Origin of the sequence: Pseudaquidulcibacter saccharophilus (genome assembly GCF_019455445.1) — a bacterium.
In the GTDB taxonomy this organism is placed as follows: domain Bacteria; phylum Pseudomonadota; class Alphaproteobacteria; order Caulobacterales; family Aquidulcibacteraceae; genus Pseudaquidulcibacter; species Pseudaquidulcibacter saccharophilus.
Genome location: NZ_JAHWUS010000001.1, coordinates 485146 through 501166 on the forward strand (window position 1 = coordinate 485146; position 16021 = coordinate 501166).

General features: G+C 40.7%; 15 protein-coding genes. 4 read left to right on the plus strand and 11 right to left on the minus strand.

Annotated features, from left to right (window positions below):
• Window positions 1-15 precede the first annotated feature (15 nt).
• Window positions 16-921, minus strand: a complete 906-nt coding sequence (pyrF, locus tag KXV15_RS02250) for an orotidine-5'-phosphate decarboxylase (protein ID WP_240006532.1) — start codon at window positions 919-921, stop codon at window positions 16-18.
• Between the two features lie 160 nt (window positions 922-1081).
• On the opposite strand from pyrF, the gene KXV15_RS02255 reads away from it, so the two are divergent.
• Both KXV15_RS02255 and rarD read left to right on the plus strand, forming a co-directional pair.
• Window positions 1082-2098: an aspartate-semialdehyde dehydrogenase gene (locus KXV15_RS02255; protein ID WP_240006533.1), complete on the plus strand. Its 1017-nt coding sequence runs from the start codon at window positions 1082-1084 to the stop codon at window positions 2096-2098.
• Between the two features lie 77 nt (window positions 2099-2175).
• Complete coding sequence (gene rarD / locus KXV15_RS02260) at window positions 2176-3057, plus strand: EamA family transporter RarD (protein ID WP_240006534.1); 882 nt, start codon at window positions 2176-2178, stop codon at window positions 3055-3057.
• Here the strand turns inward: rarD and KXV15_RS02265 are convergent, their stop codons facing one another.
• The 4 genes from KXV15_RS02265 to cysS are packed head-to-tail and all read right to left on the minus strand — an operon-like array spanning window position 3058 to window position 7805.
• Complete coding sequence (locus KXV15_RS02265; protein ID WP_240006535.1) at window positions 3058-4218, minus strand: NnrS family protein; 1161 nt, start codon at window positions 4216-4218, stop codon at window positions 3058-3060. It lies immediately after the preceding gene.
• A 58-nt stretch (window positions 4219-4276) separates the two neighbouring features.
• Entirely contained in the window at window positions 4277-5989 is a 1713-nt protein-coding gene (locus tag KXV15_RS02270) for a chorismate-binding protein (protein ID WP_240006536.1), read from the minus strand.
• A 4-nt stretch (window positions 5990-5993) separates the two neighbouring features.
• Window positions 5994-6401 (minus strand): hypothetical protein, encoded by a 408-nt coding sequence (locus KXV15_RS02275; RefSeq protein WP_240006537.1) that lies wholly within the window; start codon window positions 6399-6401, stop codon window positions 5994-5996.
• A 24-nt stretch (window positions 6402-6425) separates the two neighbouring features.
• A complete protein-coding gene (gene cysS, locus KXV15_RS02280; RefSeq protein WP_240006538.1) occupies window positions 6426-7805 on the minus strand; it encodes a cysteine--tRNA ligase in 1380 nt (459 codons plus the stop codon).
• 147 nt (window positions 7806-7952) lie between these two features.
• On the opposite strand from cysS, the gene folE reads away from it, so the two are divergent.
• Entirely contained in the window at window positions 7953-8567 is a 615-nt protein-coding gene (gene folE, locus KXV15_RS02285) for a GTP cyclohydrolase I FolE (protein ID WP_240006539.1), read from the plus strand.
• Window positions 8568-8632: 65 nt separating this feature from the next.
• Here the strand turns inward: folE and KXV15_RS02290 are convergent, their stop codons facing one another.
• Together KXV15_RS02290 and fumC are read right to left on the minus strand one after the other, a co-directional pair.
• Window positions 8633-9391, minus strand: coding sequence for a hypothetical protein (locus tag KXV15_RS02290; protein ID WP_240006540.1), 759 nt, complete (start codon window positions 9389-9391; stop codon window positions 8633-8635).
• 562 nt (window positions 9392-9953) lie between these two features.
• Complete coding sequence (gene fumC, locus KXV15_RS02295; protein WP_240007191.1) at window positions 9954-11348, minus strand: class II fumarate hydratase; 1395 nt, start codon at window positions 11346-11348, stop codon at window positions 9954-9956.
• Between the two features lie 224 nt (window positions 11349-11572).
• On the opposite strand from fumC, the gene KXV15_RS02300 reads away from it, so the two are divergent.
• Entirely contained in the window at window positions 11573-12775 is a 1203-nt protein-coding gene (locus KXV15_RS02300; RefSeq protein WP_240006541.1) for a S41 family peptidase, read from the plus strand.
• On the opposite strand, the gene KXV15_RS02305 is transcribed toward KXV15_RS02300, so the two are convergent.
• The 4 genes from KXV15_RS02305 to KXV15_RS02320 form a co-directional block, all read right to left on the minus strand.
• Window positions 12759-13088, minus strand: a complete 330-nt coding sequence (locus KXV15_RS02305) for a TfoX/Sxy family protein (RefSeq protein ID WP_338050399.1) — start codon at window positions 13086-13088, stop codon at window positions 12759-12761. The genes KXV15_RS02300 and KXV15_RS02305 overlap by 17 nt on opposite strands.
• Before the next feature lie 2 nt (window positions 13089-13090).
• Window positions 13091-13492 carry a DUF6157 family protein gene (locus KXV15_RS02310; protein ID WP_240006543.1) on the minus strand — a complete coding sequence of 134 codons (402 nt, stop codon included), beginning with the start codon at window positions 13490-13492 and terminating at the stop codon, window positions 13091-13093.
• Between the two features lie 362 nt (window positions 13493-13854).
• Entirely contained in the window at window positions 13855-14451 is a 597-nt protein-coding gene (locus KXV15_RS02315) for a DUF1013 domain-containing protein (RefSeq protein ID WP_240006544.1), read from the minus strand.
• Between the two features lie 144 nt (window positions 14452-14595).
• On the minus strand, window positions 14596-16014 hold the full coding sequence (locus KXV15_RS02320) for a Mur ligase family protein (RefSeq protein WP_240006545.1): 1419 nt from the start codon (window positions 16012-16014) through the stop codon (window positions 14596-14598).
• Window positions 16015-16021 lie beyond the last annotated feature (7 nt).

A 16021-nucleotide genomic window follows, 5' to 3' on the forward strand; every position in this document is an offset into this window, starting at 1 on the left:
GTAATTTACAATATCTCATCCCCCAACGACATTTCGGGACGCACGCGCCAAATCTTCGATTGTGGCATCAAGTCCGTTTGCGATAATCTGTTTCCATTCGGAAATGGTTTTCGCATCTTTTGCACCATTTGGATATAAAATACCGCGTGACGAGTTTACAAACCCACCTTCAATATGGTTGCCCTTGTTAATAAAGCCCGATAATGCGCCTTCGGCACTTCCGCCTTGTGCACCATAGCCAGGGATTAAAAATTGGGTTTGTTTAAGAATACCGCGCAATTTAACCGCTTGTTCGGGAAAGGTTGCACCAATAACCACCATTAATGACGAATATTCACCATCAGATAATTCTGCCTCTATTGGTTTAAGAGCCTCTGCAACTTTTACCCAAAGAGGCTCATTATCAATCATCAAATCTTGAAAATCTTTTGAACCGGGGTTTGAGGTTCGCACCAAAACCGCAAGTGATTTATTCAATTCCTTGGCATATTTGACATATGGCAAAAGGGTCTCAATACCCATATAAGGGTTTATGGTAATGCAATCACAATCAATCACCGGATTGGCCCCAAGATAGGCATCGGCATAACCTTGTGCGGTCGAGCCAATATCGCCACGTTTAGCATCAAGGATTACATATGCACCCTTTGCTTTTGCCGCCTTTGATAGGCGGTTAATAACGGCAATTGCATCACCGCCGAATGGTTCAAACAGGCCGATTTGCGGTTTTACAACGGGAACTTTTGCACCAACGATTTCAATGATTTCTAAAAAGAAGTTTTCCCAATTCGCAAGTTTTGTTTTATCGCCAAACAAGTCTGGCAAAAGATTAGGAAAAGGATCAAGCCCAACACAAAGTGGATTTTGAAGTTCAAGGGCGCGTAAGTTTAGGCGTTTACCAAAAGAATCTGTATAAGTCATAAAGTCTTTTAACAATATAAAACTGCAACTAAAAGGAAAAATGCGATTTTTTACTTTTACTTTTGCACAAAAACCTTTAAGGGGTGCGCCTGCCTAGTGGGTTTAGGCAATTCCCACATTTTGTGGGGGTTTTAACGGACAAAATGGAAAGTTAAAGACGATGGGTCTTAAAATCGCAGTAGTCGGCGCAACCGGTAATGTTGGGCGCGAAATGTTGAACATCCTTGATGAAACCAATTTCCCATATGAAGAAGTGGTTGCACTTGCATCACGTCGCTCTATTGGTAAGGAAGTCTCTTTCGGCGACAAGATTTTAAAATGTAAATCACTTGATTCTTTCGATTTCACAGGTTTTGACATTTGCTTGATGTCTGCGGGTGGCTCGGTGTCAAAAGAATGGTCCCCAAAAATTGCGGCACAAGGTTGTGTGGTGATTGATAACTCATCACAATGGCGTATGGATCCTGATGTTCCACTTGTTGTTCCAGAAGTAAACCCAGAGGCATTAGAAGGTTTTAAAAAGAAAAATATTATTGCCAATCCAAATTGTTCAACCATTCAAATGGTTGTTGCGCTTAAACCGCTTCACGAAATTGCAAAAATCAAACGGGTTGTGGTTGCCACTTATCAGGCGACTGCGGGCAAAGGCAAAGAAGCAATGGATGAGCTTTGGACACAAACCCGTGCAATTTTCGTAAACGATGAAATAAAAGTTGAGCAATTCCAGAAGCAAATCGCCTTTAACTGTATCCCACAGATTGACGTATTTATGGATGATGGTGCAACCAAAGAAGAATGGAAAATGACGGTTGAGACCAAAAAAATTCTTGACCCAAAAATTGATGTTATTGCAACCTGCGTTCGTGTTCCGACATTTGTTGGTCATGGAGAAGCGGTAAATGTTGAATTTGAAAGCCCAATAAGTGTTGAACAAGCATTTGAAGTGCTTGAAGATGCCGAAGGTATTGTGGTTATGGATCGCCGTGAAGATGGTGGTTATGCGACGATTATCGATTGCGTTGGCGAATATTCAACATTTGTCAGCCGCCTTCGCAAAGATCCAACCGTTGAAAACGGTCTTGCGATGTGGGTGGTTTCTGACAACCTTCGCAAGGGCGCGGCATTGAATGCGGTGCAGATTGCGAAACTAATGCTTGATAAAGGCTTGGTCGGCTAGAAAAGGTTTAAACCTATTTTACAAGCCCCCCAAGCCGATTGGGGGGCTTTTTTAATTGCTAATAAAGAAATTATAATATGACGAATTTACAAGAAAAAGAACCAACTTCTGCCCTTTTGATTGCCTTTTTGGCATTTGTATTATGGGGCTTTTTACCAGTCTATCTTAAGCAAATGAAGGATGTTTCGCCGTGGGTTGTTACATGTTCACGGGTTTTATGGACGGTACCGTGGGCGTTTGCGATTGGGCTTGCTACTTCACGATTTGCGGCATTTAAAGTACCATTCTCAAGCATTAAATATCTTGCGCTTTCAGGCCTATTCATTGGCCTAAATTGGACCATATACACATGGATGGTTTCCAATCATATGATTATGGAGGCATCACTCGGATATTTCGTAAATCCATTAATGAATGTTGCCTTGGGCATTTTAATTTTCAAAGAAAAATTGGGAAAATTAAAAATCTTTGCTGTGGTTTTGGCCGGAGTTGCGGTTGCCTATCAATCAGTTATTAATCACCATATTCCAGTGCTTGGACTTGGTCTTGCGGCATTGTTTTCGGCTTATTCATTAATAAGAAAACAAGTACGGGTTGAGCCTGCGGTGGGCTTGTTTTGGGAATCCTTGGCAATCTCTCCTATTGCAGTTGCGGGGTTTGTAATCCTTGCTGGTCATGGGGTTCCGTTATTGGGAACCAAGCCTTCGGATGGTTTATGGTTATTGCTAACTGGTCCTGCAACTGCGGTTCCTTTAACTTTATTTGCGTTTGGGGCGCGGCATTTAAAAATGTCTACCCTTGGGATGCTGCAATACGTTGCGCCGTCGTTGGTGTTTATTATGTCACTATTTTATGGTGAAAAATTTGACATGCATCAGGCAGTGACATTTTGCCTTATATGGGGTGGTTTGGCACTTTATAGCTGGGCGGAGTTTGCACCCAAAAAGGCAGCAGATTAATTATTTTCCGTCTGCCCTTTTGCTGGCAAAATATGGCACATATTCAATAAGGAAAAGGGTAAAGGCGATAATCCAAAATATCGCCGCCAAACCTATAAACATTGGGTATTTTGCCATGATTATAGTTGCCAAAAAGCGGAAAATAAGCGCCGTAAATATTGCAAAATATGACATTACCGCAAGCGGGGATGCCTTTAGTACTCGCCCAGTGTGCCCAAGGCTTGCGCGGGTCATTACGGCCAAAATCATCATGCCCATTGCGCCAATTGTAATTGTATGCACACCCGCAGCCGGTGGCATATAACCCAATAGAGAAAAACCAATTGCGCCAATCCCAATTGGAAGCATTAAATAAGCAAGGTGTAAAATCCAAACCAATGCATCATCCAAACATTTATATCCGGACCAACGAATAAAGCGTATGAATTGCAAAACAGCGGCAATAATCATTAGCCAACCCGCCAATTTATTGCCCGCAAAAATCCAAAATTGTAATGCAACAGCCGTGAATATTATAACCAATCCATCAAATTTATTGGCCTGTATTGGTAATCCTTTTTCCACACCCTTTTTATGCAAATAATTCTTGGTAAAGGCGGGAATTATACGCCCACCAATCAATGACACCATAATTACAATCACGCCAATGGCAAAATAACTGCCCCAAAGTGGCGATAAAAAAGGGAATATAATGCTTAGGTGATCGTAAAGAGCGGCAATCGCCAAAAGGAAAACCATCAAAGCAATTGGTATATTACGGTTCTTAGCGGCGCGAATTTCACCAAAAACATAGGTGCCAAGCACAAGAAAAAAGCCAATATCAAAGGAAATTGAAAATACAAAACCCAAATATTCAGAAAATAAATTGGCAACACGCGCCAAGCACCAAACAAAAACCAAAATTCCAAGGTTTTTTGCCGAAATTGGCTTACAGCCAGTCCAATTTGGGATTGCGGTTAATAAAAAGCCTGCGATTGCAGCACCTGCAAAACCAAAAATCATTTCATGGCGATGCCATAAAATAATATCCATCTTGCTATGAAGAGGTATATTAAAGAATAAATCAATGGCAAATATTGCAATCGCAATTACTGCCCAAGCTGCCGAAGCGGTGAAAAACGGGCGAAATCCGCCTTTAAGATATTCAATATCATCATTCATCGTGTTGGCTTATTGCGAAAAATTCCTAAGGTCAATAGGGCATTTCTTATTAAAATCCCTACATTTCAGAAGGTTTTAACCCTCTTAAACTATTTCCGAGGTAAATTTTATGCGCGGATTGCAAATCGTTTGGCGTAATAATTGCTTCTTTTGCCTCGCCTGTTTCAATTAATTCACGCCGCAAAACACCATTTAAAAGCCCACAATTAATTGGCGGGGTCAAAAGTATGCCATCACCCATATCAACAAAAATATTGGTTCGTGATCCTTCGGTTAAATGCCCGTTTTCATTAATAAAAATAACTTCATCAATACCGATTTTATTGGCATTTTGCCAATTTTCCTCATAAAAATCGCGCTTTGAAGTTTTATAATAAAGCCAAGGATTATTTGAATTAACCGCCGTTTCACAAACAATAAATTTCCATTTATCTTTATCGTCAGCAAAAGGAAAAGCCTGTATTGCAACCGCGTCTTTATCAATTGATATTTTTATTCTTGCGGCATCAAAAGCAATATTTTTTTCGAATTTTGCAAGCTCTCTATCAAAATCATATTCGCGCCAAAACCCGAACTTTTGTGCAGTTTTTTCAAGGCGTTCAAGGTGTAGGCTTTTGCGAATAAAGCCAACATCTTTTTCCCATTTAAGGGTTTCAAACACACTGAAATCCGGTGTAAGTGCGGTTAAGAAACTTGCCTTTAATTGGCATTCGGCAAATTCATCTTCGGCAATTGAATCATAAACAATTCCTGACCCAATTCCCATTTCATAATCGTCATCAATTATGATTGGTGTGCGAATTGCAACGTTAAAACGGGAATGATTTTTGGAAAAATAGCCAATTGATCCGCAATATGCTTCGCGTGGCTCATTCTCCAATTCTGAAATCGCATTCATAGCACTTATTTTCGGTGCACCAGTGATTGAGCCCAAAGGAAAAATAGCACGTAAAATATCAATTATTTTGACATCAGGTTTTAAATCGGCATGAACTTCTGAAACCATTTGATGAAGGGTTTCATAATCTTCGATTGCGAATAATTTTGGTACTTTAACATTGGTTCCGATACGTGAAAAATCATTGCGTATTAAATCAACAATCATCAGGTTTTCTGCGCGGTTTTTTTCATCGTTCAAAAGCACTTCTGCACCGCCAATTGGTGCTGTTCCTTTCATCGGGCGGCAGATAATTTTACCATTTTCAATTTCAAAACCCAATTCTGGCGATAAAGATAATATTGAGAAGTCATTGGTACGCAGAAAAGCACCGTGTTTTGGTGTTTGTCGCGTTTTTAAGTCATTGAATAGCGCAAGCTCATCACCAATAAATTTGCCTTTTAATTTATGGGTGAAATTAGTTTGGTAATAAATACCATTTTTAATATCATTATGGATTTTATTATGCTTTTGGGAATAGCTTTCTAAATCTTCATTTGCAGTAGCTTTGGTTATTATATATTCAGGGCAAACCACATTATTTTTGGTGAATTGTTCATATTCAGAATGTGATAATTCAATACGATTTTCGTAAATGCCAAACCATAAAAGAGGCAGCTTTCGTGAATGCGGCAAAAGCGGACGCAATGAATTTTCTAGCAAATAGCCAAATTCATATGAAAAATAACCACAAGCATATTTGCCCGCAGCAACCGCATTTTCGATTTGTGCAATTGCATCCATTGCCCCGTCTTCGTCACGGGGCGCAAGGATTTTAATGGGGTTTTGAAAAACCTCTGCCCCATTATTGGTTTCAAAAATAATAGTGTTCAAAAGATTATTGCGGGGCCGGCGCAACCTTACACCCCTTGATAATTTGCGCACCGTCCGGTGTGAAAGGCTGGGTACGGATTATCGATATTAATGAGCAAGTGCCTTTAGTATCAACCTTGATGCATGCGCGATCACCAGGTGAGGTTGGGTCTTTTGAGCAATCGAACCCTTGTGATGTGAAATAATCTTCAATCGCCTTGATGTCATTAACGCCATTAAACCGTGCTTTTATATCTTTTCGGAACGCATCGGTGGCGCCTTTATCGACATCCAAAAGGTCGGTTGGTTGTTCTGCCACAGGTTCTGGTGCGGGGGCTTCTTTGGGAGGGAATAACTTATCGCAACCACCCAATGTCAAACCACCAAGTGATAAAAGCGAAAATGCCATTATTTCAAATAGTTTTTTACTCATTTCGCCATCCCTTGTTTGAAATGCTTATAAAAAGCGCCATGTCGCGCCATCTGCGCCGTCTTTTACTTCAACTTTTAATTCTGCAAGCTCTTTACGAATTTCATCGGCGCGTCCCCAATTTTTTTCTGCACGTGCGATTGTGCGTTCGGCAACAAGGGCATCAATGCGGGCGTTTAAATCGTCATCTTTTGGCTTGTCATTAAACCATTCATCCGGGGTCAATTGTAAAATACCCAATAAAGCACCAACACCTTTTAACTCGGCAAGAGCTTGTTTCTTATCGACGTCATTTTGCGCTTTATTGGCATTTTTCACAAGCTCTGATAAAACTGCAAGCGCTTGTGGGGTGTTAATATCGTCACATAATGCCTCAATTAATGCCTGTGGTGCGATTGCCTCAACATTATCAAGCCATACGTTTTCAAGTGCGCGATAGAGGCGATCAAGGGTTTTTGTACTTTGGGTGATTAAATCATCATTCCAATCAAGTGGCGCACGATAATGCGCCGAAAGCATCGCGAGGCGTACAGCCTCTGGCTTAAATGTGGCAGTGATTTCGGCAATATTTAAAACATTGCCAAGGCTTTTAGACATTTTTTCAGAGCCAAAATTCAAAAAGCCATTATGCATCCATATATTGGCAAGCGTTGCCCCGCCATGTGCACATTCAGATTGTGCAATTTCATTCTCGTGGTGCGGGAAAATCAAATCATGCCCGCCACCGTGTATATCAATGGTTTGCCCCAAATTTTTCTCAATCATTGCCGAGCATTCGATATGCCACCCTGGGCGACCTGCACCAAATGGCGCATCCCATGAAACTTCATTGGGTTTCGCGGCTTTCCAAAGTGCAAAATCGGCAGGGTTTTTCTTTTTCTCATCAATTTCGATACGTGCACCGGCCTGCATATCTTCAAGATTGCGGCCTGAAAGCCTTCCATAATTTTTCATGCTTGGGACGTGGAAATAAACCCCATCTTCTGCGGTATAGGCGTGCCCCTCATCGATAAGTTTTTGAATTAACGCAATGATTTCACCAATATGGGCGGTGGCGCGTGGCTCAAGATTAGGTAAAAGCACGTTTAATGATTGAATATCTTGGTGATAAACTTCGGTGTATTTTCGGGTAATAACCGAGATATCAACCCCTTCGGCAAGTGCCGCGGCATTAATCTTATCATCAACATCGGTGATATTGCGGGCATAAACCACATGATCCGCACCATAGGTATGGCGTAAAAGGCGGAAAAGCACGTCAAACACAATGGCCGGGCGCATATTACCAATATGGGCGCGATTATAAACGGTTGGGCCGCACACATACATTGTAACCCGTTTTGGGTTTTGCGGTATTAATTGCGTTTTTTTACGTTCCAAGGTGTTGAATAAGAAAATTTCGGTCATAAATATAAGCCTGAATATGGTTTTGATTGCTTGTAAAATAATTTGCACAAATAATCTATTTGCATTACTGAACCAAATTGCGTTTAATTGATTAATATTAACGGCGGGTTTTTACAACTTTTCTCCGCTGCTATCAGGGATAGATGAATGGACATGATGAATGAAAAAGGACAGGTCGTTACACCTGTAAACACTAAACCAACCCGCGAAGAAGCAATGGATGCCGTTCGTACCCTTTTGCGTTGGGCGGGTGATGACCCAACGCGTGAAGGCCTTATTGACACTCCAAAGCGTGTTGTTGATGCCTATGAAGAATTTTTTGCTGGATATAATGCCGACCCAATCGCTGAGTTATCCCGTACATTTGAGGATGTTGGCGGTTATGATGATATTGTCATGCTGCGTGATATAGACGTTGAAAGCCATTGTGAGCACCACATGGTTCCCATTCTTGGCAAGGCGCACGTTGCCTATATGCCGTCTAAGAATGTGGTCGGTATTTCAAAAATTGCCCGTGTAGTAGAAATTTTCTGTAAGCGTCTTCAAACTCAAGAAACCATGACGCAGCAAATCGCCGATGCGATTACCAAAACTCTTGAGCCATTGGGCGTTGCAATTTTGGTTGATGCCAAACACCAATGTATGACGACACGCGGCGTGCATCACCCCAATGTTTCAACCATAACCACCAAATTCACGGGTGTGTTTAAAGACGACAAAGAATTAAAAGACCGTTTCTTGCGTCTTTGTGGTTATAATTAAAACTTCTAAATTGCTAAAACAAAAACCACCCCGCTGGGGTGGTTTTTTTGTGGTATAATTACTGTTTAGCTATTAATGCTTCTATTAAGTCTATTTTTTAATCTCTTAAGGTAATCTTCAAGTGCTTCGACTAATAATAAATCTACCTCGCCTTTTATAACTAACTTAACGTAATTATCTTCATTAAGCTCTTCAGAGAAGATTACTCTTTCTCCTGTATTGATTGTAATTTTATCAGTTTGTGTAGTTATATTATGTGCTTCATTGGTGCTTTCCTGAACAGATTCTTTTGTCTCAGGCGCAAATGCTGGGATATTATCTGATGGCAAATTGTTCAGGTTAGCCGATTCCGCTTCAAATTTAGCGGACTCTAAAAATGACATTGTTTCCCTAAAGCTGTTAACTGCAGGATTTAGTGCAGTTTCGGAAAATTCTAAACGCTTTAAAAAAGCCTTTATTTGGCTATCTACAATATGCCCGTCTGGATATTGTTCGTTAATCTTTCTAAAAAGTTCAGGGTTAAATGCAGCTTTTTCAATAGATTCTATGTATTCCTCTTTGCTGTTTGGCAGCAAAATTTTTACCGCAAGATCGCTAACACGTACTTGGCTGTCCTTTGCTCTTTCTAAAAGGCCGTAATGAGAAAGGTCGGAGAAAACTTTTAGCGAAGCACCGGTGATACCAGAGTAACCAAGTTCGTTAGCGATAACGTCTCTGGAAACAAGATTTTTTCTAACCTTATCGTATATTTTACTAATAAATTCAATGCTTTTTCCTAGTGGGGCTCCGGGGTACCCTGGGCTTCTAATTCTAGATATTGACATCTTACACCTCTTCTTACAAATTAAACATAGAACAAAAGGTGAAGTATTGCAAGTCTTTTTTTGAAAGGGGTTGCGCTTATCAGTAATTTAGTGTATAATATGATAGAATCGGAAAAGGGCGCTAAGCATAGCGCCTAGCACCCTGAATTTTCCGAGGCTAAGGTGCACCACCTTGCATCGTAGCCATGTTAAGTATGATACAGAACTACAGGCATTTATACAGCTCTCAACTGTGCCTATTCTATATCATACTTAACCGATTAACACAAGGTGGAGAAAGGTATGGTAAGCATAATGGCAAGAGTTTGTCATTTAGTAAGAGCTTATGTTCGCTTTCGAAACGGAAAGTTAGAATTTGTTCGCTCACACAAACGTTGCTGCATTTAGCGGCACTATATAATTAAAAGAAACGACATACTTAAAACCACCCCGATGGGGTGGTTTTTTTATGAATGTGTCAAGGATTTTTGGAAACCACGCTCGAACCAAGTACGAGTTAAAAAATCTTTGTTCGAACTAAACTAATTTGCTGAGTGAACCCCGAAGGGGTGAGGGTGGCAAATTATTGTGGATCTGGCGCAATCATTTTTGCAGGGACAACGATTGCGTCAAAGTCTTCACCAGAAATGCCAAGTTTAATGGCTTCTTCGCGAAGGGTTGTTCCATTTTTATGGGCGGTTTTGGCAACTTTGGCCGCCAAATCATAGCCATATTTTTCTTTCAAAGGTGTTACAAGCATCAATGAATTGGCAAGACCGCGTGCGATATTATCAAGGCGTGGTTCAATGCCAACCACACAATTATCGGTGAATGAAACCGCCGCATCGGCAAGAAGGCGAACAGATTGCAAGAAATTATACGCCATCATTGGGTTATAAACATTTAGCTCAAAATGACCCTGTGAACCCGCAAATGCAATTGCCGCATTATTACCAAGGATGTGTGCCGCAACTTGGGTCAATGCCTCACTTTGGGTTGGGTTTACTTTGCCTGGCATGATTGATGAGCCAGGTTCATTTTCAGGCAAAGCAAGCTCACCTAGGCCAGAACGTGGGCCAGAACCAAGGAAGCGAATGTCATTGGCAATTTTAAATGCCGCCATTGCCACGGTGGTGATTGCGCCGTGGGTAAATACCATTGCGTCATGTGCCGCCAATGCCTCAAACTTGTTTGGGGCAGAGGTAAAGCCAAGGCCCGTGATTTCGGCAATTTTTTTCGCAACCAAATCCGCAAAGCCAGCCGGTGATGCCAAACCTGTACCAACCGCAGTGCCACCTTGGGCAAGTTCCATCAACATAGGAAGTGTTAGTTCAAGGCGTTTAATGCCGTTTGTAATTTGTTGTGTATAGCCAGAAAATTCTTGGCCCAATGTAATTGGTGTCGCATCTTGGGTATGGGTGCGGCCAATTTTGATGATGTCTTTAAATTCTTCTGATTTTGCCGCCAATGCATCACGAAGATGGGTAAGTGCAGGGATAAGGCGGTTTGATACTTCTTCGGCACAGGCAATGTGCATTGCGGTTGGGAAGGTATCGTTTGACGATTGTGACATGTTCACGTGGTCATTTGGGTGAATTGGTTTTTTTGAACCCATCTCGCCGCCCAACATTTCAATTGCGCGGTTTGAAATAACCTCATTGGCATTCATATTTGATTGCGTACCAGAACCAGTTTGCCAAACCACCAATGGAAAATGATCGTTTAATTTGCCTTCAATAACTTCATCAGCAGCTTTGATAATGGTTTCACCCAAATCTTTTGGCATTTTGCCAAGTTCCATATTGGCAAGTGCCGCCGCTTTTTTAACAATGCCCAAAGCGCGAACGATTGGTGCAGGTTGTTTTTCCCAACCAATTTTAAAATTGCCTAAAGAACGCTGTGCCTGTGCGCCCCAATATTTGTCGGATTCTACTTCGATTGGGCCAAAAGTATCGGTTTCGGTGCGTGTGGTCATGATGTTACCCTTTTATTATAGAATTTTGCGCACCTCTATATCATTCTAGACCAAATTGTGAAGGGTAAATGGGCATAGATTTTAGTTTATAATGAAATAATTTGATGCGCTTGTTTTGGTTGATTGAACAATAGAAATGGTGCGGTAATCAGATTACAAAATATTATATATACAAAGCAGAACATCACAGACAATATGAAGGAAAATTATAATCATAAGGGACATTTATGAAAATTAATAAGCGTGAATTAATCACTTCTGGTCTTGGTGTTTTTGTATGTAATCTTCCATCTATTGCGATGGCTAAACAGAATTTATACGGCGAAGTATTTGATATAGTATGGAAGAATATTGCCGATAAATATTGCTTCTTTGCCGAAAAAAGCATTGATTGGGAACTTGCACGCCGCATTTACCGCCCACAGGCCATGTCTGCACGTAGCCAAATTGCGTTCAAGGCGGTGATTGCTTCATTATTGCGTGAAACTTATGACCCCCATACCAATGTTCATAATATGCCAGATGGTTATAAAAGGTTTCCATATTTCGATCTTTATTGCCAGAAAATAGATAATGATTACGTTATAAATGCTATTAAACAGAAATCATCGGCGGCAATAAATGGCGTTATGCCAATGGATAAAATAATCAAAATTGATAATATGCCAATTCAAGAGATGGTTAAAAAGAATTTGCCATTATCTTTAACCAAGCCAGATCCAAATGCCGAAGAGATGGCGTTAAATCAATCACTGGCAGGCAAAATTGCGACCCCAAGGCAATTGGTAATTAATAGGGATAATCAGGAAAAAACTATTGATTTGCCGCTTGTGGTTAATCTTAATGATTTGCCAGATATTAAATATAAGATGCTTGAAGGAAATATTGGCTATATTGAAATCCATAGCTTTGCAGATGAAAAGATTGTTACTGAATTTGCCAAGGCAATGGCGCAATTCAAAGATACAAAGGCAATAATCATTGATGTTCGTTACAATGGCGGTGGTGATACTGCCTATGCCCGCCCAATCATGGGGTGGTTTACTGCGGATAAAAAGCCGTATGCCCTTATGAATGAGCGTAAAGGCAAAGGCATGGGCGAAAAATGGACCGAATATGTCGAGCCAAATGGTGATTATTGCTATAAGAACCCTGTGGTGATTTTATGTAACCATTGGTCCGCCTCGATGGCAGAGGGTTTCCCAATGGGGATGCGTGCGGTTTGTGGTGCAAAGATTATTGGAACAAAAATGATGGGGCTTGGTGCGGCGGTTGAAAGTAATAATATTGAGGATGTTAATCTATCATACCAATATTCATTTCAACCGGTTTACGATGTAAATGGCATATCTCGCTCTTTATTTAGCCCTGATATTACAATCAGAAATGATGAAGATTTTCTTGGCGCTGCGCTTAAATATTTGGCTTAGGTTTTCTAGGTTTTTTATCAGGTGTTGCCGCCGCAATCGCGTGCATAGTTTCGATAAACCCGCGCGGTTCGGACAATTGGTCGTCGGTCACAAGATAATATAGTTTTGATCCCGGATATGCTTCCTGCATCTCACAAATTTTATCCAAATGCGCACTTTGTTTTGTGGGTTTTATCAAAAGGCGGTCATCGCAAACAAAGGCAACTGTTTTGCCCATATAATAAAGGCAATATTCACCAAACATTGATTTTATTGAAAATCCGTCCCCCAGAACATGCAATATATATTCACTATATTGTTTGGAGGTTGCCAATTTTAGACCCTTTTAGATCGCATCCCTGCGGTTTTTTTGACGTCAGGATTTTTTAGAAGCGCTTTATATTCTTCTGATTCAATTGGGAAAGCGGCAATTTTTTCATTTTCATCATGATGAATGCCATAACCCATTGATTTCACAAGTGGCGAAGCGCGCAAACATGCTTGTGGTTTTTGAAAGAATTTTTCGCGTGCAGATGGGCGATCCGCATCAGAAATTTTTCCGCGTAGGGCAAAAACCTCAAACAATAAATCATCTGATGTCATAAGATATGGCGAACCAAGCAATAACTCGAGCTGTAAGGCCCCGATTGTTCCAGCACGAATATTGGTCTTGGCAAAAGGTGCGGTATAGTCAATCGCAACAGTTATCAAAGTATTTTTATAATTTGTGGTATTCAAGACTTTCCAACCCCAAAACCAAAAAGCAAAACAATGCCTTAAAAAAACGCTTCAAAATCAAACCCACTCAAGATGAGGTAATTAAAAATTGAAGTTGCCCAAAATTGAGCTGCCCAAAAAATGGGCTGCATAGATTTGCAAAGCAAAATTAAATATGTCAAGCCTCACATTTGCCGCAGGTGTTTAAAAAACGGTATTTTCACCTAATGAGAGATTTAAGCTAAAGAATTTCTGCTAAAAAATTCTTAGAAAATGTTTCTAGCAAAAATAAATTGCTTTTAAAAGTAATTTATTTCGCATTATTTTTGCGCAATAAAAAAGCCACGCCCGAAAGCGTGGCTTTTTTATAAATTTGTATTTAATTATTCGCTTTCGGCGGTGTTACCACCTTCTACGATACCTGCTTCTTTCATTGCCTGTTCTTTGGCTTTTTTAGCGGCGGCTTGTGCGATAACACCGTCAAGCTCGATTTGGCCGCAAAGACCAACGCCAACTGGATCAACAGGTTTAATGTTAGGGCTGTCCCAGTGTGTACGGTCGCGAACAGATTCAATTGTTGATTTGGTTGTGCCAATAAGTTTTGAAATCTGTGCAAAAGTTACTTCTGGGTGATAACGAAGGAACCATGCGATTGCGTTTGGTCTGTCTTGACGGCGTGATAACGGGGTATAGCGTGCCGCACGGCGTTTAGTTTTTGCCTGTGGGATTTCAATTACGCGACCTTCAAATTTTTTGATTTTATAATTAGGGTCTGCTTCACCTTTGGCGATTTCATCGCGCGAAAGCTGGCCGGCACCAATTGGATCTTGACCGCGAACGCCCGCTGCAACATCACCATCGGCAATGCCTTTAACTTCTAGGTGGTGTAATCCGCAAAATTCTGCAATCTGCGCAAAGGTAAGTGCGGTATTATCGATAAGCCATACAGCAGTTGCTTTTGGCATTAAAACTTCGGACATCTAAATCTCCTGCAACAGCAAAAGCGCGCCACCCTTTTCAAGGTGATGAACGCTTTTGGAACAAAAACTTTCATGAAAATTCTGCTTTATACAAATTTTACACTTTTTAGAAGTGTTGTGACTGAATTATTTTTGATACCTGAATTAATTTGTTTGGCTAAATAATTCATCAAGTTTACTTGGAAGACTTGAAGGCAAACCAAATAGCGGGCCAGATGATAATAATAAAATTACTTCATCGCCATTGAGGGCGGGAATAATTTTTTCAAGACAATCTTTAGCATCATTGATTTTAATAGTTTTTACGCCCGCATTTTGTGTGCGTTCGAAAATTTCTTCATGGCTTGACTGGCTATGATTGGCTGCACCGTGAGTTGGGGGTGGCAAAAGATAAACTTCATCAACGCCTTTAAAAACCGTATCATACCAATGTAATGAATCACGATTGCGCCATGAAAAAGTGTGTGGCTCAAAAATAACAATGCATTTTTTATTTGGAAAATGAAGTTTTATGGCGTCAATTGCGGAATGCGCTTTTTCAAATGATGAACCAAAACCCTCATAAACTGGAACAGTGCTTGTGGTGGTTTTTTTATCCAAGCGGCGGGTTACGCCCGCGAAATTTGCAATACCATCTTGTAACTGTTCTGGTGTTACTAATTTTTTGGTGAGGCAATATGCGGCGGCGGCAATTGCATTTTCGATATTATGCAATCCCAATTGATGGGTAGAAAGTTTTATTTCGACTTTTTGTGGGGTTACAAGGGTGAATGTTGAAACCTCACCGGTTTTAATATCTTTGGCATAAAAGCCATCGCATTCATCAAGGTCATAATAAATGGTTTGTGCCTGTTTGCCATTTTCTTTTATGATACGTCTAATGGGTTCGTATTTCTTGGCCGCAAAAATATAACCATCTGATGGAAGGTTGCGCACAAGTTTAGCAAACCGTTCTTCATATTCCGCCATAGTTGGGAACATGTTGATATGATCGTGAACAATTGAAGACAATAAAATATCTTTTGGCGTATATAGTTCAAATTTTGAACGGCGATCATCAAGGCTTATGACATATTCATCGCCTTCCATGATGAATTCGTTATCGCTGCCCCAATTTCCTGTGCGATCAAGGTTCTTTGCAATTGCGCCAATAAACCAACCTGGGCATCGGCCCGCATTTAACAATATGTGGGTAATAAGCGCGGTAAGCGACGATTTCCCAAAGCTTCCAGCGACAATAAGATTGTCTCTTTTTTCTGTGGCCTTGGCTAGATATGTAGCAAAATTATAGTGCGGAATGCCTCGCTTGATAATTTCAATATATTCTGGATTGGTCTCTGGATTGATTTTGGCGGTGGTGCCAATAATTGCCAATTCCACCCCATCTGGAACATTTGCGGCGTCAAAATGATCGCTATATTTTATGCCAATATCATCAAGATAGGTCGATATTGGGGCAAATACCCCCTCATCAGAACCAGTAACTTCGTGACCTTGTGATTTTAAAATTGATGCAAGGGCGGAAACACCAGCCCCAGCAATACCAAGAAAATAGGTTTTCATTTTATGC